Source organism: Bacillus cereus group sp. MYBK139-1, assembly GCF_051916915.1.
GTDB lineage: Bacteria > Bacillota > Bacilli > Bacillales > Bacillaceae_G > Bacillus_A > Bacillus_A pacificus.
Genome location: NZ_JBQAHO010000001.1, coordinates 162,412 through 188,365, shown reverse-complemented (window position 1 = coordinate 188,365; position 25,954 = coordinate 162,412). Strand labels below are relative to the sequence as shown.

Sequence of the window (25,954 nt, the reverse complement as noted above, 5' to 3'; positions counted from 1 at the left end):
TCCTAAATAACGAAATGATTGCCTTCTTCTGAAGCATTCAATTGTCGTAAAAACTTTTTCGTACGCTCATTTTGTGGATTCCGAAAAATTTCTTCTGGCGTTCCCTGCTCTACAATAATGCCATCAGCCATAAATATAATACGGTCCGCTACTTCTTTCGCGAAATTCATTTCATGTGTGACAATAACCATCGTTATATGCTGCCTTGCCAAATCCTTAATGACTTGCAATACCTCGTTCACTAATTCTGGATCAAGTGCAGAAGTCGGTTCATCAAACAATAATACAGCGGGATTTAAAGCCATTGCCCTAGCAATACCTATTCTTTGTTGTTGCCCACCTGATAACATCGTTGGGTAGAAATTTTCTTTTTCAGCTAAACCTACTTGTTTTAATATTTCTTTTGCTATTCTTTTTGCTTCTTCTTCACTTTTTTTCTGCACAACTGTTAATGGCGTTGTAATATTTTGCAATGCTGTTTTATTTTTAAATAAATTATAATTTTGAAAAACCATCGCTGTTTTTTGGCGTAATTTTATTATTTCCTTTTTATAAAGCTTCTTCACATGAATCTCTAAATCTTCAATTCTAATACTTCCATCCTCTGGTTGTTCTAATAAATTTAAACATCTTAATAGTGTCGATTTACCTGAACCAGAAGGTCCAATAATGACTACCACTTCTCCTTTATTTACAGTAAGTGAGATTCCTTTTAGTACTTCATTACTTTTATAAGATTTATACAAATCACTTATCTCAATCACACATATCACCTCATCCTTGTTACAAATACGGTGCATCCAGTTTCTTTTCTAACTTTTTCTGTCCCCAGCTAATTACGATTGTAATAATCCAATATACAATTGCTACCGCTAAGTAACTTTCCATATAACGATACGATTGTGCCGCTAACATTTTCGCTTGCGCTAAAATTTCAGCCACCCCAAGTGCAAAAGATAACGAAGATTCTTTTAACAATCCAACAAAATTATTTCCAAGTGACGGTACTGCAACCCGAATAGCTTGCGGAAAGATAATCTGTCGCATAGCTTGCGCCTTTGTCATTCCAACTGATAAACAAGCATCCATTTGTCCCGATTCGACAGCATTTAATGAACCCCGAATAATTTCTGACAAATACGCTGCATTATTTAAACTGAGACCAATTAAAGTCGCTTGCATCGCTGTAAGTACTGTAAAGGTTGGGAATATTTGCGGCAATCCGAAATACAACACGAACAATTGAACTAATAAAGGTGTTCCTCTAAAGAAAGATATATATACTCTTGCAATAGAATATAGAAATTTCGTTTTGTTTTTCGTTATGATCGCCAAACCTATCCCTATAACAAAAGAAATAATCATTGAAACTACAGTAATTCCTAAAGTTATGTATACATACTTAAATAATTGCGGAAAACTTTCTAAAAAATACGTTACATCAAACTTCACTCTATCCCCCCTCTCTAAATAAAAAACTCTTCTTACACATATAAGAAGAGTTGAATGTTAATCCATTTCCCCTCATCTTCCAAACGCTTCATACGTTTGCTGGACTTAGCACAGTACTTTTATAGCCTGTTGCTGAGATTTCATCGGGCCAGTCCCTCCATCTCTCTTAATAAGAAAACTAATAAATTTTTCCATTTATTTAGTTGTTATTATGAAGAATACAGTTAATAACTAATAATGTCAATAGGAAAACTAAGAATTAAATTCGATAAAGTGAAACTTTAATCAGTGGGGGGTTCTTCATCCCCCACTGATTATTAGTTGAACCAATCGGGCTTTTATGGGCAGTTGATCCCCCATCTAACTTCTTTGTTTTCGCTGAATTTTGAGGTGGGGGGTCTTACTGCCCATTAAAGCGGGATAAATTCCCAAACATCTTGTTCCTCACATTCACCTAGTCTTGAAATGTATCACTAATACTGGATAATCTAGAAAAAGCCATTATTTCTATTGTTAATAGAAATAATGGCTTTTTCTAGATTATGATTCTTATCGCATTTTATGTACTTCAGCAACTAACTTTCCACCCTGAATGCCCATATAAAGTTTCACAGGTGCATCATTCGTGTTTTCAAATACTAAGTCTAAGTATGGATATGCAATCGTAGCATCTCTTCCTTGTGGAACATAACCTACCGTTTTAGAATGTGTCGTTCTCTCTACCATTTTCAAACCAGCTTGATCTGCTGCATTGTATAATGTTGATGATGTTTGACAAACACCACCGCCATATCCATCTACTAACTTACCATCTACAATTTCTTTTCCTAATTGATATCCTTTATCCGGTGTTGTATCACCAATTAATGCATTGAAAGAGAAACTGTCCCCTTTTGCTAATACAACTCCATTTATGCTCGCTGCTGACAAACGAATATTTTCAATACGTCCACCTGTTGAGCCACCTAAATTCGTTTCATATCTACCAATTACCGTGCCACTTCCTTGTGCATCACTTAATGTTGCAGTAGGCTTTTTCTCAACAATAGGTAACTGATATGAAGAATCCCACATACCTACGTTTAATAATTTATTTACTAATTCTTTTTCCATTAATTCATAAGAAGGTTTTCCTTCTTGCCAACTTCCATCAGGTCCTAGACGTGAAGGGACCATCTTTTTGTCAACATTTTTCCCAACTTCCCTAGCAACCTTCTCAACTGATGTTTTAAATTTCGCTTCATCTTCAAAATAACCTAGACTCGACAAATCTAGCTTTTTCACTTCCGTACCTGTACGACCATCTACTAAACTAATAGAATCCTGTACTTCTGCTTTAGCCTCTACCGTGTGGCCACCAATATCACTTACTAATGCAACATCACTTACTTTTGTACCACAGCCACTCACTACAGCTACACATAAAACCCCAACTAATATACCCTTTACTTTACGGAACAATATACTCTCCCCTTTTCCCCAATACTACTTTTATGTATTATTTCATTTTTATGTATGTTTTGTTACAATCATTTTACAATATATTTATAAATTGTTACAAGTTATTTTTTACTCTATATAAATTACTCTTTTCTTTTCCAAATGTCTATACATATTTACATAAAAGTTTGAGTTTGATAGAATTGTAACTTTTATGTAACCCCTCCCTATTATCCAGTATATACCATAAAACGAACGAAATACAAATGTAACACTCCATATTCGTATTTATAAAAAAACATCCTGTGAATATAAATAGGTATTTGCCGTGCCACACTCCGCTTTTACACATACATTATGGTGAATTAACCTATTTTAAAGAAATGGAGGATGTTTTTATGTACCCCTACAATCCATACGATCCATATAACCAAACTGGTTATCAACCTCAATATGATTTACAAGCACAATACCAACAATATATAGATCCAGTAGAACAAGTTAATCCATATGATCAAACTCGACAATTCCAACTTCCAATCTCTTTTCCTGGTGCTGGAAACCGTCAATTAGAAAGACGAGTAAATGAGCTTGAACAAAGAGTACGTCAATTAGAAAACACGGTTGAGCGTCATACACGTAGATTAAACCGCTTAAACCAACGTTTACGTACAGTAGAAAACAGACTGAACATTCCATTTTCAGCATTAGAAGACGGATTTTAATTTTGAAAATAAAAAATATATGAAGGAAGGGGGCTTCCCCTTCCTTATATAAATTGACGAAAGTTTTTTCCATCTCTATACTGATAAGAGTTAATGAAATGAAACAAGGTGATAAATATGGATTTTGAAATAAATTATCTTTCCTTTTATGTTGTACAAGTAGAAGGAAAAGGTGAAGCTGTTGATAAACGCTACAAACATTTTCAAACATTAGACGCTGAAGAGTATGAAGATAGCTCCTTAAAAGAATTTTTGAATGGAGAATTATTAAAAATTTCAAAGCGAAAAGTAGAACGTCATGCGAAAACAGAACAAGCTCCGACAAAGATCGGTCGCTTTATTGTAGAAGAAGGGCACGAACTTGATTCAAACCCTCATTACAACTTATTTAATCGCATCCGCTTTGCAGAAACGAAGGAAAACTTCAAAGATATGAGCGAACCTCTCGTTTATACATATCTTGACACAAGTGCTGTGCGCGGTGGTGTATTTTTAATTGCGCAAGCAAAACTACGCAAATACTTTGATGATCCATTCGTCTTCGTTATGAAATGTGACTTCGAGCCAAAAGTCGCTTCTATTTCCGATGAATCCACACTAATTCGTAACGTTGAAATGGCCATCACAACAAAAAATATGAAATCTATCCAATATCCGTACATGCCCGAAGAAGGTATGGTCGAAGTGGGCGAGCTAAAAATTCACCAAGCATCACACGCCCGTTACTTTGAAGACTTCTTAAAATTCGTCGAATACGAACGCTCTATGCCTGAAATTATGAAAACACAAGTAATGGACATGGTATACGACCAAATTGAAGATGTATTTGAAGAAGGTACGGAAGAGCGCGAACAATTCGACCAAGCGATGGAAGTATGGGCTGCCAGTCCGAAACGCGAAATTATGGAACAATTTTCAACCGAAGAAGTAATGGAAGCTACCGCTCAAATCGTCGAGCACGCTCCTGAAGTGGAATTAAAGCTAAAAGCAGATCATATCTCTGTAAAGGCCCTGCTTGCTGATTTCGGAGATCAAATACATATCGCAAAGGTAAATGACCGATACGTACTAATGATCGAAGCTGATACACTTACATTTGAGAAAGGCTTCTCTCCAATTGAGTTTCTGAAGCCAGACGAGTTGCAAGACGTAATTGAGCGAATTGAGAATAAGCAGCAGTATTCTTATGATCCGAACGGGATTGAATAAATTCTTCTATATACCTATTTTTACGGAGCACTATTAACAAACGATCTTTTATTTAGGGCATATTTGAAAGTTATGTAAAAAACCGATTCTACTGAGAATCGGTTTTTCTGCTTTATAATAAAATATGCTTATTTTTGATCCAAGAGGACATTTGTTACAGAATCAAGTAGATTGCTTCTTTATTACACAAGCGTATTTCCAATAGAAGGTCTTACTTCAATATTTCTAGTTGAACAAGTCCTTCTATACATTTTTTATGTTTTCTTTTTAGTCACTATGTATGTTGTTCAAGTGAAAATTTCACTTCACTACCTCAAATTTATTGTAATCGTAGAAAGATAATTGAAAACGATATTCTGGATGCTCTCTCACCCAATCGTAGGCTTCTTCTAAAACTTCCATTTTATTTTGCAAGTCATTCAATTCACTACATTCATCCTTTTTTTGTTTGCACAGAGGACAAAATCCATTCACTATTTCGGCACTCATCGCCCTAATCGTTTTACTTTCTAAGTCAACTACTAAACGAAGAAGAAAAGAATGCTCTTCTTTTGTAGTCACCGTCATTTCAGCAATCCCATCCTCATTCCAAAAGACTCCGTTTAATTCCATCTGTACGTTGACGTCTTTAATATCTAAGTCTATCACTATCACACCTCCCTTGTATAAAACTCATCTTTTACTCTTCGATTTTAATCTTTAATACACCACGCTTTAAAGATATATTAAGCTTTTTCCAATTCTTCTTCTTTGCTATGAAAGGAAGTGTAATTACCGCTAATAGCGTGGTAAATATTATCCCAAAAACTAAAACTGTTACAATGTTAAAGATTGCTTCCATTCAACTTTACCCTCTTTCATTTCTATGGGCTCTAATTTTATGAATATATTAAAAAATTTCTTACCACACCTTAAATTTCAAAGTAGCACAACAAATCAATTCCTATTTATATGAATACTTTATTCATCCATCAATACAATGACAGTAAATTTATGTAGCTAGAAATAGAGAAGAATGTCATTTAACCTCTGCATTCTTCTCCATCTCAGCCAAATACCTAATCTGCCTTTCCGCTTTTCTAACCGCCGTACGAAAATGCTTTTTTAGAAGTTCTACTGTAGGTTCACTTATATAATATCTTTCCGTAATACTTTCCCACGTGTCACTACTTTCAAATGTACTCCAAACGAAAGGACGCTCAGTATTTTTTCTCATTTCTTTAAATACCCATTTTCGCATCTTTTTTTTCGCTTTTTCTGTTAGTTTTCCGTTCTCTACAAGTTCAAGCTCTCCATGTCTTTTGTAACGTTTATAAATATCTCTCTCGCTATATACTTTAAGAAGTATTTTGGCTGTATTCTCAGCATCTGCTAAAGCTCTATGCTGTTTTCCTTCCCATGTTAAACCGAGCTGTTCTACTGCGAATTGTAAACTTGGTGTATGCTCAAATAATTCTTCATACGCTTGGAAAACAAATTTCTGTAAATCAAATTTGCTCTCTTTTTCCATAGAGGGACATTCTACACCATGCAACGTACAATCATGAGATAGAAAGCGATAATCTTCTCTTCCCCATGAAACAAATATAGAATCCTCTCCGATAAACTGAATAAATTTCTCTATAATTTGCGGGAATTTCTCTACACTCATTAAATCTTTCTTTGTAATCCCTGTTAATTTTGTCGTATGACGAGTAAGCCTAGCGCCCGGTTTTACTAATTCCGAAAATTCTCCAATTATCTTCATTGTACTCGCTTCTATTTTTACAGCCCCAATATCAACTATCTCTGACGGATCGTCTGATTTATACGGCCTGAAATTTCTCTCTATATCAAACACAATAAAATGTGTAGCGTTTTCCAATTTATTTACCTCTTTCTACATTCCTTTTCACACACATACTTTATTTTCAGTATTTATTTATTCATACACTTTATGCATGTAATACCTCGTCTAAAAAGCAAAAATTCAATCTCATGATGCTATGTCCATAGGAGGCTATTCAATAAAAATGCAAAAAAAAAGAAGGGCAAGCCCTTCTTTTTTCCACAATTACTTCTTGTTAACGTTTGTAGCTTGAGGTCCACGGTTACCTTGTTCTACTTCGAAAGTAACTTCTTGACCTTCTTCTAAAGTTTTGAAGCCTTCGCCTTGGATAGCTGAGAAATGTACGAATACGTCTTCTCCGCCTTCAACTTCGATGAATCCGAAACCTTTTTCTGAGTTAAACCATTTTACTTTACCGTTTTGCATGAAAAAAATCCTCCTACAATGTACCTATATGTACATATTCATTTTCAACCACTTTACAAAAATAAGTCAGACATTAAAAAAACTGCAACTCTGAGGAGATTTAACATTGCTATCCTCCTCGGAAGTTACAGCTCATTTAAATCTCTATATTATTAAAAGTAAAATGGTTTAAATATAATATATCATATCAATATAATAAAAGCAAAGTTTTTTTTACTATACAACTTTTTTCTTCCATTGCATTGCTTTTGATTCACCTGATCCAGCTACAACATAGCCTTCTTTTTCATTCACGATGCGCCAGCCATGCCCTTTAACAGAGTCACATACTGTAACAATTCCTTCTTCTAGAAGTACACGACAAACAGTACTAATCCCCGCCTTATTTTGCGTTGACGTTGTATATAGCACATGCTGATCTACACTTAAGTCTAAATAGCTACTTGCTTTTTGCTCACTTTGACATGTGTGCCAATATATTTTTTCACTCTCTATACTTTCATCTATTTTACAAAAAGAAATATTACCGCTAATCCCCTTGCACGACCCACTGGCTGCTACTAAATAAGAATTGTGTAAAGTCAACGCTGAAATCATCTGATTCATTACGATTTTAATCCTCTTTAATTTACGTGTCTCCAAATTAAAGAGCCAAACACCACCATATTTAGCATGTATTTTCGTACCAATAAATAAGTAATGTTTATATAAAAACAACGATCGAATAGATGGTGCCCCGCCACCATACTCAAGAAATGGATGAATGGTTTCCCATGTCGAACCAAAATCATTTGAATGATACAACGTTTTATCTCCATGAGCAATGACAGTTCCTTGTACATTACTACACACATTCCAACTCGTTGCCTTTGTTGGAAAACGTTGAACCGTCCAATTCTCCCCACCATTCATACTACGAATAAAAATTCCTTCGTCACCTACACCATACACTACATTTTCTTCGCTATGTAAATCCCTAATTCGTTTTTGAAAACCATGTAAAATTTGTTTCCATTCTCCGTCTTGTTCAATAAATAAACCATTATATGTAGTAGCTAACATAAGCTTTCCATCTCTTAACTTTGTAATAGCGGTCGCACTTAACATTGTCTCCACGTTGACACTCCCATTCTTAGAACTTCTCAGCAAATGCAATTGCAAAATTACTGCATTTTTCCACATCCTCTTCATCTTCTGGAGCTAGTTCGATTTTCAATCCTTCTTGTACAAGCTCTGCACCGCGCTCTACAAGTCTTTCTTCAAATATCGTTACCGCTTCACAAAATAGTTCATACGCCGTATCACCTGATCCGAATACCGCTGCTTTCTTCCCTGATAAATCTATATTTTCTAAGTCATCATGGAAATCTTCCGCTTCAAATGGTAATTCCCCATCTCCCCACGTATAAGACCCTAAAATGATTCCATCATAAGCTAATAATTCTTCAGCATCCATGCCTTCCATTTCTTGCAATACTACTTCATGATCAAAGGCATCTAAACTAACTTTAATTAAATCAGCAATACTCTCTGTATTTCCTGACATACTCGCATAAGCTATTAAAATTTTCGCCACTTCGGCATCCCCCTCTTACAATAAATGATTCTCATTCTCATTATATTAATAATGAGAATCAATTTCAATTATATTTTTTATTTTTATTTCTTCCATATAAAAAAGCACAGATGACTATACAATCATCTGTGCTTTTTTATTACTTTTTAAAAATACCAAACGGCTTTCCAACTGGTAAAACAACTTTTCCGAAGTGTGTATTTAACACTGCTGCTGCTGAACCATAGAAAGATAATAATGAAATAAGAATTTCAGAATATGCTGCTAAATTATGCATTGCATGCGGCATAACACCTAAAGTACTTAATGAAAGACCAATAAATAAGAAATCAATAAGGACGAAAATCATAAATAATACTTTATGTGTTTCCATTGCACCAATTGTCATAAAGATTGTGAAAATCAAATATCCGATAAAGGCTACACCAAGCTGTTTTGAATCTGCAGCTTGTGCTAATTTTTCGCCAAATACTCCAAGTTGAATTAACCAAGTCATTCCAACGCCTAGCCAAAATAGGCCATACGCACCAAATGCTGTTGTACCGAATGTATTGTTATGCTTTGCATCGTGAATGCACGCAAAGATTTGTGCAAATCCTCCTAAAAAGATTGCCCACGGTAATACGAGTGAAACGCCATCTGTTAAGCCTAACTTTTGAGATGATGCTACAAGTGTTACCATCGCTAATCCAAATAGACCAATTCCAGATGGATCTGCTGTTGTCATTTTCACATGATGTGTAGTTGTTTGATTGCTCATATAAACCTCCTGATTATAAACATACTCGAATACAATACTTAAATCAGAAGACTATGTCAATGGTTTTTTTTGTATGTTGTCAGACCTTACTTTTTATAATGATTGAATATACTTCCGACCACTTCATACGGTTTTATATTCACTTTTTCCAACTCATATATCGGCAACCATAACGGAATATAAATCCCTCTATCTTTCAGTTCGAATTCTTCAGCTTTACCACTTCCAAAAACTCCACCTATAATATCGGCATTAAAATAATACTCCGTACTCTTATACTCCACCTTTGCAATTAAATGCTCCACTTTTATATGTACCCCTAATTCTTCAAAAATTTCTCGCCTTGTTGCTTCTTCAGGTGTTTCTCCTTCTTCGATTCCTCCGCCTGGAAAAACATAGTACGTTTCATCTTCTCGAATACGTTTTATAAGAGCTATTTTTCCTTTCTGCACAATGATAGCCGCGCCGCGATTTCTTATCATTTTATTACCTTAATACCGATCGCAACTGTTCCCCACTTTTTTTCTTGTTCTTTCGTATATATTTTGTATGTACTTTCTAACATTTCCTCTAAACTATCATTTTCACAATCCAATAATTTTTTATCAATTTGTTCGTACATTTCTTGAAAGTTTTCGTATCGTTTTATTTCCGTTACTTTGACAGTAATCGTTTCCTCTGTCGTAAGGTTCGTAAATACAATATGATCGCCTTGTTTTATGAGTTGACGTTTTTTATCGTATAAGCGCACTTCATACACTTTTTTTCCTAATTTAATTGACTGAAAAGGTTTATTATATAATCCCATTTCATATCTCATACATTCCACTCCCACTTATTCATTTTACCTATTAACACTGGTCACCTTACTACACCTTGCATATAATATTCCACGCTTATTTCTTGATTGAGAAAGAAGGTTGAGGAATCATGTTATATTTAAATCAAAAACCTGAATATAGTAAGTATGATATCGGTGATTATACTTATAGTAAAGTAGGTCCAACTATTTTTTCTTGGAATGATGAAACGAAATTAAAAATAGGTAAGTTTTGTTCATTAGGAGAAGACGTTGTTTTCATACTTGGCGGAGAACATCGCGCGGACTGGATAACGACTTATCCATTTAACGCTCTTTTCAGCGAAGGAGCCCATATTACTGGTCATCCCTCTTCAAAAGGTGATATCGTAGTCGGTAATGATGTATGGATTGGTTATCAATCCTGCATTTTATCTGGTGTTACAATTGGTAACGGTGCCATTATTGGCGCAAAGAGTGTTGTTACAAAGGATGTACCGCCATATGCAATTGTAGCTGGTAATCCTGCAAAATTTGTTCGATATCGTTTCCCGCAAGAAACAATTAACAAACTAGAAAATCTCGCATGGTGGGACTGGGATATTTCTGTTATAAAAGAAGCTATTCCATTTCTACTCTCCGACAAAATCGATGAATTTTTCATCTCGCCCGAAAAAGAATCTACATGATTCATACAGAAAGAGCATCCTTCTCTTACAGGATGCTCTTTCTGCATTTATTTTTTCTTTATTTGCAAGTGATCACACAGAGAACATTGAAAAGGAATTTTCCCTAAACAATTAAGATTCGTTTCGCAAATTTGTTCTATCGTTGGAACGAACGGAATGACGACCATATTACTTTCTACTATTTGTGTAACAGGTGGCAATACTGTACCTACTTGATGTTCGAAACGAATACTCGCTTGATTAATATAATTTCCTGAACCACTTGGTGCGCTCTGCACTACTACTTGGAACGAAACGGTTCGCGCTTGACCAGGATTTAAACTTCCTATAAGAAATCCTGATACTGGGTTTACATTTGGCACTGACGTATTATCAACCGTTACAGTTCCAAGGACAAATTGAACACTACTATCTAACATATCTTGAAAACGAATGTTTTGTATTGCTGTATCCCCCGTATTTGTAATAACTGTCGTAAACCTAATAACATCTCCAATCGTTGCTGCCTGTAAATCTGCTGTTTTTACGACTGTCGTTGAGACATTTTGAGAAATAAACGGGATAACAACTGTATTGCTATCACCTTCAACTAATACTGGCGGCTCATTCGGGTTTACAATTGCAAACCCATTTGCTATAGCAGTATTTGTAACTAAATTGTTTATTTGTCCTCCTGTTATTACAACTTGGAAATTAATAATTGCCGCATCATTTGGCTGAAAATCACCTAACGGGATACCAGTATTCGGATTGGCAAATGGGAGAGGTACATCATTTACCGTTACCGTGCCATTTATAAATAACGTATTCGGATCAATGATATCTGTTAAAATAATATTCGTCACAGGAACTGTACTGTCATTTATAACGGCGATTCCGTAAGTGATAACATCTCCTACCATCGCTACTTCAAAGTTTGCTCCTTTTGCAACAAATAAGATTGCAGTATTTACCGTTACTATAACTGTATTGCTCGTGTCCATCACTGTAACTGGCGGCTCTCCTGGTACTAAAATATATTCTGCCAACGCCCCTGCAACGTTCACTATTGTACCACCATCTGGAAAACTTGTAATCGTAGCTTTATATGTTACAAGTGCGGTCTCACCAACTGGAATATCTGGTATCGTAAATCCGAGCTGCGGATTTAACCCCGGCTGTGAAACTCCATTTATCGTTACACTATTTGCGACGAAATCGGCTTCTGGAGATAGCACATCTATAAATTGAACATTCATTGCATCAGCAGTACCAGTATTTAATATACGAACCGTATACGTTACCGTTTCTCCTACTCCAACAACTGAATGATCTACTTCTTTTAGCATATCTAAGCTGCCTCTATTTACTGGCGTAACCGTCGTATTACTTGAATTCGTAATTGTAAACGGAGGTTCTCCTGGAATCAATTCGAAATCACCCGTTACTCTCGCTGTATTCATAATGCTACTAGAAGGTGGAACCGCGATTACATTTACTTCAAATGTAATTAATACGCTATCTCCTACTGCAAGATTCGGTAATGAAAAGCCTACAAATGGATCTAAGCCTACTTGCGGAATTCCATTTATTTGTACACTTCCAGGAACGAATTCTAAACTAGGTGATGGGACGTCAACAAACTGAACATTCGTCGCTGTTACCGTTCCCGTATTTGTAACTTGCACACTATACGTTAACGTATCTCCTACTCGCGTTGCTTGTTTATTTACTGTTTTTATTACATTGAAGCGCCCTCTATTCACCCTTGTTATTGTCGTATTACTTGGCTGATTTACTATAACTGGTGGCTCTCCTGGCACTAAAGTAAAGCTTCCTGTTATATTTGCAACGTTCGTAATTGTTCCTGATGACGGTATGCTTGTAACTGTCGCTTGAAACGTCACTATAACTGTTTCACCAACTGAGATATCTCCAACTCCAAATCCAGTAATCGGATTTAAGTTTGGTTGCGGGGCTCCATTTATCGTTACACTATTTGCTACAAATGACGCACCTGTTGAAATGGTATCAATAAACTGAACATTGTTAGCTGTTACTGTTCCTGTATTCGTTATTTGTACTGTATACGTCAATATATCTCCCACTAGAGTAGCGGCTCTATTTACTTGTTTAATAACATTAAAGCGTCCTCTATTTACAGTTGTGAGTGTTGTATTACTTGGCTGATTTACTATAACTGGTGGTTCTCCTGGTACTAAAATAAAGCTTCCAGTAACATTTGCCGTATTGGCAATTGTTCCGTTTGACGGAACGCTAACAACTGTTACTTGGAATGTGACTTCTACACTTTCACCTGGATTTATATCTGGAAGCGTGAACCCATTATTCGGATTGAACCCAGGTTGTAACACACCGTTTATCGTTACACTGTTCGGTACGAATGTTATAGAGGAAGGTAATACATCACTATATTGAACATTCGTTGCTATCACGGTTCCCGTATTTTGAACTACTGTTGTATATGTGATTGTATCGCCTACCGCAACAACCGGCTGACTTACTGATTTTAATACATTTAAACCAGGCTCATTGATTTCTGTTAATGTCGTGTTACTTGTCGTTGTCTCAGTAATAGGCGGCTCTGTCTCACTTACAGCAAATGTAGCCGTAACGTCCACAAAGTTAACAACTGTTCCACCTTGAGGTATGCTCGTTACCATCTCTCGGTATGTGACAAGTACAGAATCACCTACAGGTATATCTGGAACTGTAAAGCCTATGAATGGGTCTAGTCCAGGTTCTGGTATTCCATTTATACTCACACTTCCTGGAACAAATGCTACACCACTCGTACTAGAATCAAGAAATTGAACATTCGTTGCCGGTACTGTTCCAAAGTTAGAAATTAGTACATCATAGGTTAATATTTCTCCAACCGTCGCTGCCTCTTTATCTACTATTTTCACTGGAGAAATTGAAGCTATATTAATTGTCGTAACGACTAAATTCGTTAATATCGTTTGCGTAATCGGTGGCTCCTGCGGATTTGGTTGTGAAGTAAACGTAACGTCAGCATCATTTAATATGACTTCATTATCTGGAATTTCCGTAATGGTCACTTGGAACGTTACAGAAATACTCGCACCAGTATTTAATAACGGAGTAACTGTAAAGCCTATTTCTGGATTTAATCCAGGTTGCTGTATTCCACCTATCGTTACACTGTTGTCAACAAACGTCGTCCCTTCTGGAATGACATCCTGGAAGAGTACGTCTGTAACAGGGATAATTCCTACATTCGTTATTAACACTGTATACGTTAATACATCTCCAACAGCTCCAGCGGCAACATTTACTGTTTTTGTTGCTGTCACTTCGCCAGGAGGAGGTAATGGTATTGTAACTACCGTTGTATTACTTGAATTCGTTGTTGTTACAGGTGGTTGTAAAGGATTTAATAAGAAAGTGGCTGTAGCAGATGCTGTATTTAATACTGCTCCGCGTGTAGACGGTGCAACTACCGTAACTTGGAACGTTACTGTCAATGATGTTCCAGCTGCAATATTAGGAAGCAGGAAACCTACATTTGGGTCAAATCCAGGTTGTGGCGTTCCATTTATCGTCACACTATTTGCTACAAATGTTGTTTCTAGAGCAATTGGATCAATGAAAGAGACATTCGTTGCTGTTACTGTGCCGTTATTTCGAATGACAACAGAATACGTGTAAGTTTCTCCAAGTGCTGCTTGTTGTACAGATGAAGATTTTTGTATATTTAACTGTGCTGTATTTACTTGTGTCACTACAAAATTACTAGTCGTAGTAGTTGTTATAGGAGGACCTGCTGGATTAATAAGGAAACTTGCGGTAACGTTTGATTGGTTTCTTATATTTCCACCACTCGGAACACTTGTCACTGTCACTTGGAACGTAATTGTAGCAGTTTGCCCCACCGGAATATTGGTAACAGGAAAACCCGCTATAGGATTCGCACCTTGCTGAACGACTCCATTGATCGTTACACTATTCGCTACAAATGTAGCTCCAGATGGGATTGGATCTTGAAAAATAATATTCGTTGCAGGAACAGTTCCTGTATTTTGAATAAGAATCGTATACGTTAACGTATCTCCTACTCCCGCTTGTGTTGTATTTACACTCTTCATTACATTAAGCGATCCCACATTCACTCGCGTCACAACAATATTACTAATCGTTACAATTGTAATTGGTGGCTGGAGAGGACTGACTTGGAAATCCGCAGTTACATTCGCATTATTCGGAAGAACTCTATTTGGTGGTTCACTTGTGATTGTCACTTGAAAAGTAACTGTTACTGTCCCTCCTACTGGAATATTAGCAAGCGGAAATCCAGAGGTCGGATCTAAACCCGATTGCGGGGCTCCGTTTATTGTTACACTATTCGCTACAAAAGTGGTTCCAACTGGAATCGGATCAAGGAATGATACATTTGTCGCTGCTACTGTTCCACTATTTTGTATAAGAACTGTATACGTTAACGTATCTCCTACACCAGCTTCAGTAGCACTTACACTTTTCATTACATTTAATCCTGAAGAATTCACGACCGTCATAACAGTATTACTTGGTACTGTTACAGTAATTGGTGGCTCTGTTGGATTCAGAAGGAAATCTCCAATGACATTCGCATTATTTACAACATTATTTCCTTGGGGAATTTCATCAATTAATACTTCAAACGTAACAATTACATTCGCGCCAGTAGGCAAATCATTTAACGGGAATCCAAGTTCTGGATCTGCACCTTCTTGTAAAATACCATTAACAAATACACTGTTTTCAATAAATAATGTTCCTTGTGGAATTGAATCTTGGAAAAATACATTTGTAGCTGGTACACTACCTGCATTTATAATTTCGATTGTATATACTAAAATATCTCCTACGGTTGCCACATCCGTATTCACTGCTTTCACAACTTCAAAATTCCCTGATTGTACAGTTGTATTCACTAGGTTACTCGGAATAGTAATCGTAACTGGTGGTTCACTCGGATTCACTTGAAAACTTGCTGTGACATTCGCGCGGTTTAAAATATCTTCATCTCCTGGATCCTGTACAATTACTACTTCAAATGTGACTACAACCGTTTGAGCCGCAGGAATATTTGGAAGAGAAAATCCTGTATTCGGATTCAATCCACTTTGTGGTACTCCATTAATTGTTACAGAATTTGCAACGAAAGAAACAGCGGAAGAAATAGTGTCTTGGAATAACACATTTGTTAGGGGAACGTTTCCTGTATTTTGAACGGCAATCGTATATGTTAAAGTATCTCCTACTGCTGCTTGCGTTGTATTCACTTCTTTTATTACATTTAAACCGCCTGTATTAATTTGTGTTACCACTGTATTCGTCATTCTATTAATTGTAACTGGTGGCTGATTCGGATTAACAACAAAATCAGCAGATATACTCCCCCGATTCGCAATCGTACCTCCCGATGGTGTAGATGTAACTCGCACTTGAAATGTAACAGTCCTACTTCCGCCAGGAGATATATTAGCTACTGTAAACCCAGTCGCTGGATTTGCCCCAGGTTGTGAAACCCCGTCCACAGTCACACTATTTGCGATAAAAGTCGTTCCAACTGGAATCGGATCTTGAAAAATAACATTTGTCGCAAGTACATTTCCGATATTCTCAATAGTAATAGTGTACGTAAGAACGTCATTCACTGTCGCAAAAGCTCTATCTACTGTTTTTCTCGTTCTTATATCAGCTATATTAATAGTAGTCACTACAGTATTACTTGTCGCTTGCCCTGAAACTGGTTGTTGACCAGGCACTGGGGTAAAGGTAAAGGTTGCACTCGCACGGTTCGGAATTGGATTGACAAGAGGATTAGATGTTACTCGAACTTGAAAGCGCACTACAGTCGTTTGTGAAGCATTAATACTTCCTAGATTAATACTACTTGCTGGATTCGCTCCTGGACGCGCTACTCCATTCACTGTAACACTATTTGGAACAAATGTTGTGCCAGCCGGGATGCTATCAACAAAAATCACATTGTTTGCAGCAACATTTCCATTATTTGTGACATTAACTGTGTACGTTAATACATCATTAAGTGTCGCAGTCTGTAGATCTACAGATTTTTGCATACTTATAGTTGCTTGGTTCACTGTCGTTTGTACAGTATTTGAAGAAGACATACTAGTAATAAGTGGACTACCGACGAAAGGACGGAATTGATACGATACCATTGCACGATTTAAAATAGGATTTGGATTCGGGAATGATGTTATTCGAACTTGAAATGTAACGATTCTTTGAGCATTATTTGGTATCGTTCCTAAATTAATTCCACTAGTTGGATTTGCACTTGGTTGTGTTACTCCACCTACCGTTACACTACCAGCTATAAATGTTGTGCCGTTCGGAATACTATCTTGTAATACAACGTTGTCCGCACTTCCTGTTCCTGTATTCGGAACTGTAATCGTATAAGTGAGAATATCCCCTATACCTGCAACTGCTTTATCAACAGATTTGGCAGGATTTATAATCGGCCCCGTCGCATCAATTTGAACACCAAAACCAGCCGCTGCATAACCATCACCATTTGTAACGAACCGAACGGTTGCTGACGTTTGATTATTTACTAATGATGATGAAGCATCTACGTTTGTAATATCCCATCCTTGTCTTCGAACAGCCAAAGCTACCCCTAACGGCTGGTTTAAATCTCCAAATGTACCGCTCGTATCTAAATTTCCGCTGTCATTACAAATTTGAGACTGGAAGAAATTATTTGCAGGGTTTCTCGGCCCGAATAATGCAACTGTAGCATTTGGGTTTGGTCCAAAGCGAAGTTGATCTCCAGAAATGTTGGAATCTCCCTCTTGAGCAGTTACAAGTACCCTTCCTGTTACAGCTCCTGTAGCTGGCGTAGCAAATCCTGAAATAGTAGCATCAACTGGTGGTGATGAAGCATCAATAATTTCTTGACCTGCATATACTGACAAATTTCGAAGTGGTAAACTTGCATTTTGATACACAACCTCAAGCGTCCATCCCGCTGAACGGCTAATTGTTGGGTCAGCTGAAGTTCTTGCAGCTGGCACAGCACCCGTTGTATACGTGCCTGCCCCACCTGCACTAACAAGATTCGTTACATTGGCAGAGCGAGCATAATAAAACTGGTTTCCTACTGAACCTTGCTGCGCAGTAGCAGGATCTGGCGTAACAGAAAACGTTCCTGCTGGCGTTGTAAATGTAATGTTATCATTTAAAAATGGTAAAACATCTTCCGTATCAGTCCGGAAAGTACCAGCCCAAACTAATTCTGCATATAACACACTGCTTCCTGCTGGAAGATTTAAAATTGCACTTGAAGAATTCAATTGCCACTCATCTGTTGTCCCTGCTGGGAATCCTGGTACTTGCAGCGCTGTATTTACTGTCGTAAACACAGCAAGTGTACCAAAAATATTACCTGGTGCAGGTGATGTAGGGCTAAGTCCCAGCGTATTCCCAGTAAACGTGACGGCACCAGGTACTGTTGTCGTAAAACGATTTATAAAAGGCACACAATCATCTCATTTCAATTATAGTAAAAAGTGCTCTATACTATAAAATGTAGACAAACTATACAATGTACGTTGTCCAACAAAATTCCGCACATATGAGAGGAGTTTATAAAACTATGCGCTACGTTATCATAACAGGAACTTCACAAGGTTTAGGTGAGGCTATTGCCACACAATTGTTAGAAAAGAATACAACTGTCATCTCTATTTCTAGAAGAGAAAATAAAGAGCTTACGAAACTCGCAGAACAATATAATAGCAATTGTGTTTTCCACTCCTTAGATCTTCAAGATGTACATAATTTAGAAACGAGCTTTAACAAAATCATTTCATCTATTCAAGAAGACACTGTATCATCTATTCATTTAATTAATAACGCTGGTACACTCGCACCAATGAAACCAATAGAAAAAGCTGAAAGTGAAATGCTCATTACGAACGTTCACATTAATTTACTTGCGCCGATGATCCTCACCTCCACTTTCATGAAACATACGGAAGAATGGAAAGTAGATAAACGTGTGATAAACATTTCATCTGGTGCAGGAAAAAATCCTTACTTCGGATGGGGCGCTTATTGTACAACGAAAGCTGGCGTAAATATGTTTACACAGTGCGTAGCAACCGAAGAAGCAGAAAAAGAATATCCAGTAAAAATCGTCGCTTTTGCACCTGGTGTTGTTGATACAAATATGCAAGCACAAATTCGGGAAACAAATAAAGAAGACTTCACAAACTTAGACCGCTTCATTACATTAAAAGAAGAAGGAAAGCTATTATCACCCGAATATGTTGCGAAAGCTATTCGGAATTTATTAGAAACCGAAGACTTCCCTCAAGGTGAGGTTATTAGAATTGATGAATAACAAAAAGGCGTGCTAAAATAGCACGCCTTTTTGTTCTACTTCTCTAAAAATATAAGCACAGCCTCCGCAATTTGCTCATAACCAATTTCTTGATAAATTTTATTCGATGTCGGATTTGCCAGGTCCGTATATAATGTCGTTGTTTTGTAACCTTCATCTAACATACGTTGACTAAGTGCCGCTACACAATTAGATGCGTATCCCTTTTCCCTTGCTTCAGTCGGCGTATATACGAAATTAACTGTTATATTATTTTTAGTTGGACGTGTTTTTGCTGCTACAGAAACAAGTTTTCCGTCTACTTCTAGACCAAATAAACGATGATTGGTAATTAATGTATGTGCAGTTTGTTTTGCTTCCTCTTTCGTAGTAGGAAGATTCACATCTTCGCAAAATTGATATATCCACTCTTCTATTAATGTTAATTCATCACTACTTACTTCTCGAAAAAACCCATCCTTGCCCGGTTTCTTCTTCACTTCTTTCAACTCATATACCCCTTGCTCCATTACAACATTCGTTTTCTTATTTTCTAACACCGCAATCTCTTCTGCTAAGTGCTGTACAACTTTCTTATCACCAATTAATCCAGGAATATCCGGATATATTTTCGTTAACTCTTTTGCAAGCTCCTTGATAGCTACTCCCGAAATTTCAGAAGTTGCAACAATAATTTGTTTCTTCTCTTCTGTTTGAAGAAATACAACTGCAATTTCTTCTCCTTGTTTCGCTATCCCCATAAATATCGGTTGGTGGACCATTTGTAATACGCCTAATATGAGATTATTTTCCTGTTCATTCTTTTCTAGAAATGGTGTAACCTCTTCTTTAAAATTAACAATCTCTTCATATACATGCAATTGAATCATCGACAATCTCTTCTCTCTATTTATAGTTTTATTAAGGTATTGGCGCTTAATTCACTAAATTCCTCTTTTACGATTCAATAATATTTGAAGCTAACGTATTCAAATCATTTTCAGCTTGTAAAATTCTCTGTTTTTCCTTTTCAAATACCTCTTCTTCTTGTCGAAATGACTCTTTTCGATTGTTAATCATGCGCTCCATTTCTTTTTTACTCGGCCCACCGTATACATTTCTTTTTTGTATAAAAGCTTCTGGCGATATAATTTCTTTCCACTCTTTTTCTAATAAAGTTATATTAAATTTTTCTTGTAAGTACATATTCACATCTTTCACATGTAATTCATGAAGCTCCTTTTTCTGCTCCAATGACATATTTGCAATAGTACTTGCTGCATGATGCGCATGCCGAAATGGAATTTCATAGTTTTTTGTTAAAGCATCTGCGAAATCAGTTATCGTAATTGCATGTTTATAGGAACGATTTTTCAACGTTTCTTCCTCTACCTTCATCGTTCGAATAACTGCATTCATAATAGAAAAAACACGAATAGTCTTTTCAATCCCTTTATATAAATACGGCTGCAAGTCATCCTCTGTATCAACAATATCACCAAATGGTGTATTATGAATCATTTGAAATACTGTAAATGCTTCTCCTAAAGCACTACTCGTAATTGCACGGGCGTGTTCAATGGAAACTGGATTTCGCTTTTGCGGCATAATACTACTAATTTGCACATATGGCTTCGCTACAGTAATACCATCATATTCTTTCGTCGCTAATAGTAAGAGGTCATGGATCCATCTGCTCGTATTCGTCATCATTACCATAAGTAATGAGCTAACTTCTAATAAATAATCCGCTCCAGCAACAGCATCATATGAGTTCTCAATTACATTTGTAAACCCAAGTAAATCGGCAACTCGCTCTCGTTTAATTTGGAAACTTGTTGTAGAAAGTGCAGCGGCTCCCATTGGCGACTGATTTAAAAGTTTGTACGTTTTTTTCATGCGTTCTAAATCTCTCTGCATCGTATCATAAATCGCTAACGTATAATGACCAAATGTCGTTGGCTGTGCTGGTTGTGTATGTGTATAAGCTGGCATAATCGTTTCCTTATGATCAGAAGCAAGTTGCAGCATACTTTCCTGCAATAACAAATGATGTTCCATTAATCGTAATACATACCGTCTTAAACTCATGCGATACATCGTTACACCCATATCATTTCTACTTCTACCAATATGCATATTACTTACAAAATCGCTTTTTGCTTCTTGAGAAATTAAATGTTCCACTAAAAAAAAGAGATCTTCATGCTGCTCTGTATAAAGCAATTGCTCTTCTGGCATTCCCTCTACCTTTTTTAATGCGTATAATATAACTTTAGCTTCTTCCTTTTTCATTAAATTTTCTTCCATCAGCATCGTAATATGCGCTTTATGCACTTGAAACATATCTTTCAATAAGTAATTTCTTTGAAAATTAAATACATGTTGTAATACATTATCCACATATGTTTTCCCAGGGAAATCAGCGCCTTCACTCTTTATAAACTCTTCTTTACTTTGTTTCATCACCTTTTCCCCTTTCACCTAAGTATTACTACCCATCATACCCAGATATAGCAAAAAAGTGCTTGTACATAAATTGAAACTTTAATCAGCCCTCACCAATCGGGCTTTTACGGGCAGCCCGCCCCCCATCTAACTTCTTTGCTTTCGCTGAATTTTGAGGTGGGGATCTTACTCCCCATTAAAGCGGGATAAAAATAAACTCGGTGCTCTCTGCACCGAGTTTACTTAATAAAAGTCGCATCATACTTATCACTTTGCAACACTTGGAAATGTAAGTTTGCTAAATGTTTCCGTATTTCTGCACTGTCGTCCTCATTTAAATTATTTGCTAAGAACACTATTTCTGTACAGTTCCCGCGTTTATCCATTGCATAAACTGCTTTTGTAACTGTCCATGGCGTATAACCATTTTTTTGCCCTGCATGTCTAAATGTTTTACGATATTTCTTAGCGCTCATATCTGTTTCAACGATATTTGCCCATACTTTTTCTTCAGCTTCTGTTAGGCCACCTTTATGATTCGCCTTTTGAAGCAGTACCATATAATCGTTTGCAGAAGCAGCTGGTAATCGATCTGACCAAATTTTATCGTAACGTTCCTCTAAATAAAGAGGAATTTCCTTCTGTAATAATGGCCCCTTCTTTTTTAAGCGTTCATGAATAATCATTGCATATTCACGATATTGCTCTTGAGACATTTCTTTTAACTTTTTCTCTATTTTATATTTCGGAACATGTAATTCTTTATGCAAATATCCTGGAATGTATAAAGATGAAACGATTGGAAATAGCGGCTGATGTGCTGGAAGCGATAAACTTTGTAAATTCCGATTAATATTATCTAATCCTAACACTTCCATTAAATATTCAGCATTCGCATTCGAACTAAACTTAACCATTCCTTTTGCCACTTCTTCTAAAGAAACCGCTCCTTCAGTTATCTTGCCTGTCTTCTCCAAATATCTTTGCCATCTATCTTGTGCACCACCATCTGTATTCGGTACATAATACCGATTCACGTCATTAATGGAAACAAAACTAGACGAATCAATTTTCCCTTCCGTAACTTGTTTCGTATATTCAAGCGCCACAATTAATTTCATTGTACTAGCAACTGGCAATACAACGTTAGGATTGACAGAATAAACAACTTTATCATTTCTCTTTACTAGAAGCGCACTATTTTTTTCATCTTTATGTTCTTCAATAAAGGATGCGATATACTGTGCATCATCATTATTTGAACTCCACACTTTTTTCACTAAAAAGTTACCCGATATTAGCAAAACGAAAATACCCACAATCACTGCGCATACTATAGTTTTTTTCAAATAAAATTCCTCTCCTATTGTGTAACTCTTCTCTATCTATCTCTTACAAACAAAATAATGGAGATGATTATTTTAGTAATCATCTCCATTATTTTAACTTGTATTCTCCCATTATGTCTACGTCATAATTTTAACGAAATCTTCGAGGAATTTTTTATAATGTAACGACCAACCAATTCGCACCCAATTCTTTAATGCTTTTGAGTCAGGTTGAGGCCGGAAATCAGCAATACTCTCTCCTTTTGCAATTCCAACTGTATCTACATCGACTCGGCGATATACATAATCCAAAAGGGACGGATTTGCCGCAACCATCATTGTAACGACGTCATGTACTGGACTACCTGTTATTTTCGGGTTTAACTTTTTATATGCTTTATAATAATACGTAAATATCGGCTCGATCAACTTATTGAAACTCGTTTTAGAGTGTTTTGTAATATATTTTACCATTTCCGGCGTAATAATAGCTTCAGATGTAACGTTAAGTGGCACTAATGTCACATTCTTAGCATTTTGCATAACTAATTGTGACGCAATGGGATCACCATGAAAATTCGCCTCTGCGACTGGTGTCACATTTCCAGGCATTAAAAAAGCACCGCCCATTATATAATATTCTTTCACAAACTTCATCATCGGCTTTTCTAAAATAAATGCTGTCGCTAGTGTCGTTGACCTACCTGCATCAACTATAATTAATTCTCCTTTATACTTTTCAAGAATATCAAAAAAAGCACAAAAAGGTTTTATATTTGGTGAAAAAGTTTTTGGAGGTTTAATTGGTCCTAAACCGTCTGCCCCATGAATTTCTGGATAATACGTTGTAACATCTCCGGATAAAGGGATTTTTGCACCATTAATAACAGGTATATCCTCTCGCCCTGCCATTTGCAATAAATATGCTGCATTACTCGTTGCCTTTTCCTGCGTTACATTTCCATATCCCGTTACAACACCAACAATATCAATATCAGGATGCATAATTCCATACATGATGGCTAAAGAGTCATCAATTCCCGGGTCTCCCAAAAATAACACTTTTTTCATCGACCTCAACTCCATCCCCTCAATTGTTATTAATTTATGAATAGCCATAGACATACAGAATAAAAAGAACAAAATTATACGAAAAAACGTAGTCCTATAAGGACTACGCTCTTCATCTAGCCTATACTATGCTTCTTCACAACACTCATACTTCCAACAATATAAGCGATAAACGCAAAACAAATCGGGAAGACAACTGTATGTATACCGAACGGATTCGGATAGAAAAGATGGATGCACATATATGAGCTTACTCCAACTAAAATGGAGGCAAGCGCTCCTGTTGCATTCCCTTTTCTCCAATATAACCCTAATACGATCGGCCAAATGAATGCTGCTTCTAATCCACCGAAAGAAAATAAATTTAACCATATTAAAAAATCTGGTGGTTTAATTGCTGCTGCATAAACGAGCAGCCCTACGATAGCAGTAATCCATAAACTTCCTTTTCTAATCGTACTATCTGCTGCATCTTTATTTATGTAATTTACGTATATATCTTTAATGATAGATGAACTTACAAGTAGCAATAACGAGTTTACTGTAGACATAATGGCTGCCATTGGTGCAGCTAAGAAAACCCCAGCTAGCCACGGTGGCAACACTTCCATCGCGAGTAGCGGCATTACTTTATCTGGTACTGTTATACCTGGAAGTACGACTCGTGCGAACACACCCGTTAAATGCATACCAATCATAATGGTACCCACAACAATCGTCCCAATTATTAACGCTTGATGCATCGCTTTTGAATTTTTATAAGACATGGCACGCACACTAATTTGCGGTAAACCAACAACGCCAATTCCAATTAAAATCCAAAATGATGTCACGTATGATTTTGTTAAACTACCATCTGCTCCGAATGGTGTAATTAAATTCGGATTGATTTGAACAAGTTCCTGCATAATCTTTTCAATTCCACCACCGGCAACGACAGTAGCTATTAAAATGATTGTCGTCCCAACTAACATAATGATACCTAATAACGTATCTGATAAAGCAACTGCACGAAATCCACCAATTAATACGTACACAAGTACAGAAAAAGTAAATAAAAATAGTGCTGTTGTATAAGAAAGACCCGTTAGCGACTCAATTAATCGGCCACCACCCACCCACTGAGCTACTGTTGCTGAAAATAAAAAGATAATAATACATAACGCAGAAAGTATGACAACTGCTTTATTATTGTATCTTCCCTTTAAATAATCGATAAGAGTAATAGCTTCCATCTTCCTAGCAATAATGGCAAACTTTTTACCTATAACTGTTAAAACGATATACCCTGTTACAACTTGAATCGCAGATAACAATACCCATCCAAGCCCCATATTGTATGCTATACCAGGGCCACCAATAAAGCTACTAGCACTACCGTACGTAGCAATCATTGTCATTGCTAATAATAAACCACCGAGCTCACGCCCACCTAAAAAATATTCTTGCAAAAACTTATTATGGGCAGTCGCTTGTACACGTCTTGAAGCATATACACCAATTAAAAATACAACGATAAACGAAATTATCATTGGAATGATTACATACCAATTCATCTATTATTCCTCACTTTTTTCTTCCTCATCGAGTGAAATATCTTGAAATACAAAACGAACAACTAAACTAAGTAAAATAACCATAACGATAAAACCAACGATACAGCTATAAAAAAACCATGCTGGAAAACCAAATACATATGTATATTCACTTGGATTTTTACTACCAAGCCCATAAGCAAATCCGTACCATATTATAAAATTGATAATAGCAAGTCCAAGACCAATTAACGCTTCTCTATGGGCGATTCGAAAGCGTGGATCATCATGATAATTCTTCAT

23 protein-coding genes and 1 riboswitch are annotated in these 25,954 nt (G+C 36.5%); of the genes, 4 read left to right on the top strand and 19 right to left on the bottom strand.

Annotated features, from left to right (window positions below):
- Positions 1–2: 2 nt before the first annotated feature.
- The 3 genes from ACTFRS_RS00915 to ACTFRS_RS00905 all read right to left on the bottom strand — a co-directional run bounded on the left by ACTFRS_RS00915 (position 3) and on the right by ACTFRS_RS00905 (position 2,913).
- On the bottom strand, positions 3–764 hold the full coding sequence (locus ACTFRS_RS00915) for an amino acid ABC transporter ATP-binding protein (RefSeq protein ID WP_000570172.1): 762 nt from the start codon (positions 762–764) through the stop codon (positions 3–5).
- 19 nt (positions 765–783) lie between these two features.
- Positions 784–1,452, bottom strand: coding sequence for an amino acid ABC transporter permease (locus ACTFRS_RS00910; RefSeq protein ID WP_000667175.1), 669 nt, complete (start codon positions 1,450–1,452; stop codon positions 784–786).
- 69 nt (positions 1,453–1,521) lie between these two features.
- Positions 1,522–1,628, bottom strand: a riboswitch (SAM riboswitch).
- 373 nt (positions 1,629–2,001) lie between these two features.
- Positions 2,002–2,913 carry a VanW family protein gene (locus ACTFRS_RS00905; RefSeq protein WP_139866274.1) on the bottom strand — a complete coding sequence of 304 codons (912 nt, stop codon included), beginning with the start codon at positions 2,911–2,913 and terminating at the stop codon, positions 2,002–2,004.
- A gap of 362 nt (positions 2,914–3,275) precedes the next feature.
- Between ACTFRS_RS00905 and ACTFRS_RS00900 the strand changes: the two genes are divergently transcribed.
- Together ACTFRS_RS00900 and ACTFRS_RS00895 are read left to right on the top strand one after the other, a co-directional pair.
- On the top strand, positions 3,276–3,617 hold the full coding sequence (locus ACTFRS_RS00900) for a hypothetical protein (protein WP_001997954.1): 342 nt from the start codon (positions 3,276–3,278) through the stop codon (positions 3,615–3,617).
- A 117-nt stretch (positions 3,618–3,734) separates the two neighbouring features.
- Positions 3,735–4,826 carry a DUF3900 domain-containing protein gene (locus ACTFRS_RS00895; RefSeq protein WP_000345047.1) on the top strand — a complete coding sequence of 364 codons (1,092 nt, stop codon included), beginning with the start codon at positions 3,735–3,737 and terminating at the stop codon, positions 4,824–4,826.
- A gap of 300 nt (positions 4,827–5,126) precedes the next feature.
- Here ACTFRS_RS00895 and ACTFRS_RS00890 read toward each other — a convergent pair whose 3' ends face one another.
- The 9 genes from ACTFRS_RS00890 to ACTFRS_RS00850 form a co-directional block, all read right to left on the bottom strand.
- Positions 5,127–5,474, bottom strand: a complete 348-nt coding sequence (locus ACTFRS_RS00890; protein WP_139866275.1) for a hypothetical protein — start codon at positions 5,472–5,474, stop codon at positions 5,127–5,129.
- A 31-nt stretch (positions 5,475–5,505) separates the two neighbouring features.
- Complete coding sequence (locus ACTFRS_RS00885; RefSeq protein ID WP_000387289.1) at positions 5,506–5,667, bottom strand: hypothetical protein; 162 nt, start codon at positions 5,665–5,667, stop codon at positions 5,506–5,508.
- A gap of 177 nt (positions 5,668–5,844) precedes the next feature.
- Positions 5,845–6,690 (bottom strand): exonuclease, encoded by an 846-nt coding sequence (locus ACTFRS_RS00880; RefSeq protein ID WP_139866276.1) that lies wholly within the window; start codon positions 6,688–6,690, stop codon positions 5,845–5,847.
- Between the two features lie 189 nt (positions 6,691–6,879).
- The gene (cspB, locus tag ACTFRS_RS00875; RefSeq protein WP_001179150.1) at positions 6,880–7,080 is read right to left on the bottom strand and encodes a cold shock-like protein CspB; all 201 of its coding nucleotides are present in this window, start codon (positions 7,078–7,080) and stop codon (positions 6,880–6,882) included.
- A gap of 216 nt (positions 7,081–7,296) precedes the next feature.
- The gene (locus tag ACTFRS_RS00870; RefSeq protein WP_242293543.1) at positions 7,297–8,196 is read right to left on the bottom strand and encodes a WD40/YVTN/BNR-like repeat-containing protein; all 900 of its coding nucleotides are present in this window, start codon (positions 8,194–8,196) and stop codon (positions 7,297–7,299) included.
- A 16-nt stretch (positions 8,197–8,212) separates the two neighbouring features.
- Entirely contained in the window at positions 8,213–8,656 is a 444-nt protein-coding gene (locus ACTFRS_RS00865; RefSeq protein WP_001062754.1) for a flavodoxin, read from the bottom strand.
- Between the two features lie 139 nt (positions 8,657–8,795).
- Positions 8,796–9,416, bottom strand: coding sequence for an acetate uptake transporter (locus tag ACTFRS_RS00860; protein ID WP_000070935.1), 621 nt, complete (start codon positions 9,414–9,416; stop codon positions 8,796–8,798).
- A gap of 86 nt (positions 9,417–9,502) precedes the next feature.
- Complete coding sequence (locus ACTFRS_RS00855) at positions 9,503–9,898, bottom strand: NUDIX hydrolase (protein WP_318160475.1); 396 nt, start codon at positions 9,896–9,898, stop codon at positions 9,503–9,505.
- Entirely contained in the window at positions 9,895–10,236 is a 342-nt protein-coding gene (locus ACTFRS_RS00850; protein WP_139866279.1) for an ASCH domain-containing protein, read from the bottom strand. Before ACTFRS_RS00850 ends, ACTFRS_RS00855 begins: the two co-directional genes overlap by 4 nt.
- Before the next feature lie 110 nt (positions 10,237–10,346).
- Between ACTFRS_RS00850 and ACTFRS_RS00845 the strand changes: the two genes are divergently transcribed.
- A complete protein-coding gene (locus ACTFRS_RS00845; RefSeq protein WP_318160474.1) occupies positions 10,347–10,904 on the top strand; it encodes a CatB-related O-acetyltransferase in 558 nt (185 codons plus the stop codon).
- 47 nt (positions 10,905–10,951) lie between these two features.
- Here ACTFRS_RS00845 and ACTFRS_RS00840 read toward each other — a convergent pair whose 3' ends face one another.
- Complete coding sequence (locus ACTFRS_RS00840) at positions 10,952–18,424, bottom strand: DUF7507 domain-containing protein (protein ID WP_318160473.1); 7,473 nt, start codon at positions 18,422–18,424, stop codon at positions 10,952–10,954.
- Between the two features lie 116 nt (positions 18,425–18,540).
- Between ACTFRS_RS00840 and ACTFRS_RS00835 the strand changes: the two genes are divergently transcribed.
- Positions 18,541–19,290 (top strand): (S)-benzoin forming benzil reductase, encoded by a 750-nt coding sequence (locus ACTFRS_RS00835; RefSeq protein WP_440024499.1) that lies wholly within the window; start codon positions 18,541–18,543, stop codon positions 19,288–19,290.
- Between the two features lie 35 nt (positions 19,291–19,325).
- Here ACTFRS_RS00835 and ACTFRS_RS00830 read toward each other — a convergent pair whose 3' ends face one another.
- The 6 genes from ACTFRS_RS00830 to ACTFRS_RS00805 form a co-directional block, all read right to left on the bottom strand.
- Positions 19,326–20,159 carry a GNAT family N-acetyltransferase gene (locus tag ACTFRS_RS00830; RefSeq protein WP_440024501.1) on the bottom strand — a complete coding sequence of 278 codons (834 nt, stop codon included), beginning with the start codon at positions 20,157–20,159 and terminating at the stop codon, positions 19,326–19,328.
- Between the two features lie 67 nt (positions 20,160–20,226).
- Positions 20,227–21,735 (bottom strand): argininosuccinate lyase, encoded by a 1,509-nt coding sequence (gene argH, locus ACTFRS_RS00825; RefSeq protein WP_318160470.1) that lies wholly within the window; start codon positions 21,733–21,735, stop codon positions 20,227–20,229.
- Positions 21,736–21,956: 221 nt separating this feature from the next.
- Positions 21,957–23,066, bottom strand: a complete 1,110-nt coding sequence (locus tag ACTFRS_RS00820; RefSeq protein WP_000751370.1) for a serine hydrolase — start codon at positions 23,064–23,066, stop codon at positions 21,957–21,959.
- Positions 23,067–23,183: 117 nt separating this feature from the next.
- Entirely contained in the window at positions 23,184–24,116 is a 933-nt protein-coding gene (locus ACTFRS_RS00815) for a nucleoside hydrolase (RefSeq protein ID WP_242293538.1), read from the bottom strand.
- Positions 24,117–24,232: 116 nt separating this feature from the next.
- Complete coding sequence (gene panF / locus ACTFRS_RS00810; protein WP_242293537.1) at positions 24,233–25,672, bottom strand: sodium/pantothenate symporter; 1,440 nt, start codon at positions 25,670–25,672, stop codon at positions 24,233–24,235.
- Positions 25,673–25,675: 3 nt separating this feature from the next.
- Positions 25,676–25,954, bottom strand: a complete 279-nt coding sequence (locus ACTFRS_RS00805) for a YhdT family protein (RefSeq protein ID WP_000800722.1) — start codon at positions 25,952–25,954, stop codon at positions 25,676–25,678.

Excerpts from the sequence above, each read along its gene's own strand:
- panF (WP_242293537.1), bottom strand. The coding sequence starts at position 25,672 with ATGAATTGGTATGTAATCATTCCAATGATAATTTCGTTTATCGTTGTA.
- ACTFRS_RS00900 (WP_001997954.1), top strand. The coding sequence starts at position 3,276 with ATGGAGGATGTTTTTATGTACCCCTACAATCCATACGATCCATATAAC.
- ACTFRS_RS00860 (WP_000070935.1), bottom strand. The coding sequence starts at position 9,416 with ATGAGCAATCAAACAACTACACATCATGTGAAAATGACAACAGCAGAT.
- cspB (WP_001179150.1), bottom strand. The coding sequence starts at position 7,080 with ATGCAAAACGGTAAAGTAAAATGGTTTAACTCAGAAAAAGGTTTCGGA.
- ACTFRS_RS00845 (WP_318160474.1), top strand. The coding sequence starts at position 10,347 with ATGTTATATTTAAATCAAAAACCTGAATATAGTAAGTATGATATCGGT.
- ACTFRS_RS00855 (WP_318160475.1), bottom strand. The coding sequence starts at position 9,898 with ATGATAAGAAATCGCGGCGCGGCTATCATTGTGCAGAAAGGAAAAATA.
- ACTFRS_RS00850 (WP_139866279.1), bottom strand. The coding sequence starts at position 10,236 with ATGAGATATGAAATGGGATTATATAATAAACCTTTTCAGTCAATTAAA.
- ACTFRS_RS00835 (WP_440024499.1), top strand. The coding sequence starts at position 18,541 with ATGCGCTACGTTATCATAACAGGAACTTCACAAGGTTTAGGTGAGGCT.
- argH (WP_318160470.1), bottom strand. The coding sequence starts at position 21,735 with ATGAAACAAAGTAAAGAAGAGTTTATAAAGAGTGAAGGCGCTGATTTC.
- ACTFRS_RS00815 (WP_242293538.1), bottom strand. The coding sequence starts at position 24,116 with ATGAAAAAAGTGTTATTTTTGGGAGACCCGGGAATTGATGACTCTTTA.
- ACTFRS_RS00895 (WP_000345047.1), top strand. The coding sequence starts at position 3,735 with ATGGATTTTGAAATAAATTATCTTTCCTTTTATGTTGTACAAGTAGAA.
- ACTFRS_RS00830 (WP_440024501.1), bottom strand. The coding sequence starts at position 20,159 with ATGATTCAATTGCATGTATATGAAGAGATTGTTAATTTTAAAGAAGAG.
- ACTFRS_RS00805 (WP_000800722.1), bottom strand. The coding sequence starts at position 25,954 with ATGAAGAATTATCATGATGATCCACGCTTTCGAATCGCCCATAGAGAA.
- ACTFRS_RS00885 (WP_000387289.1), bottom strand. The coding sequence starts at position 5,667 with ATGGAAGCAATCTTTAACATTGTAACAGTTTTAGTTTTTGGGATAATA.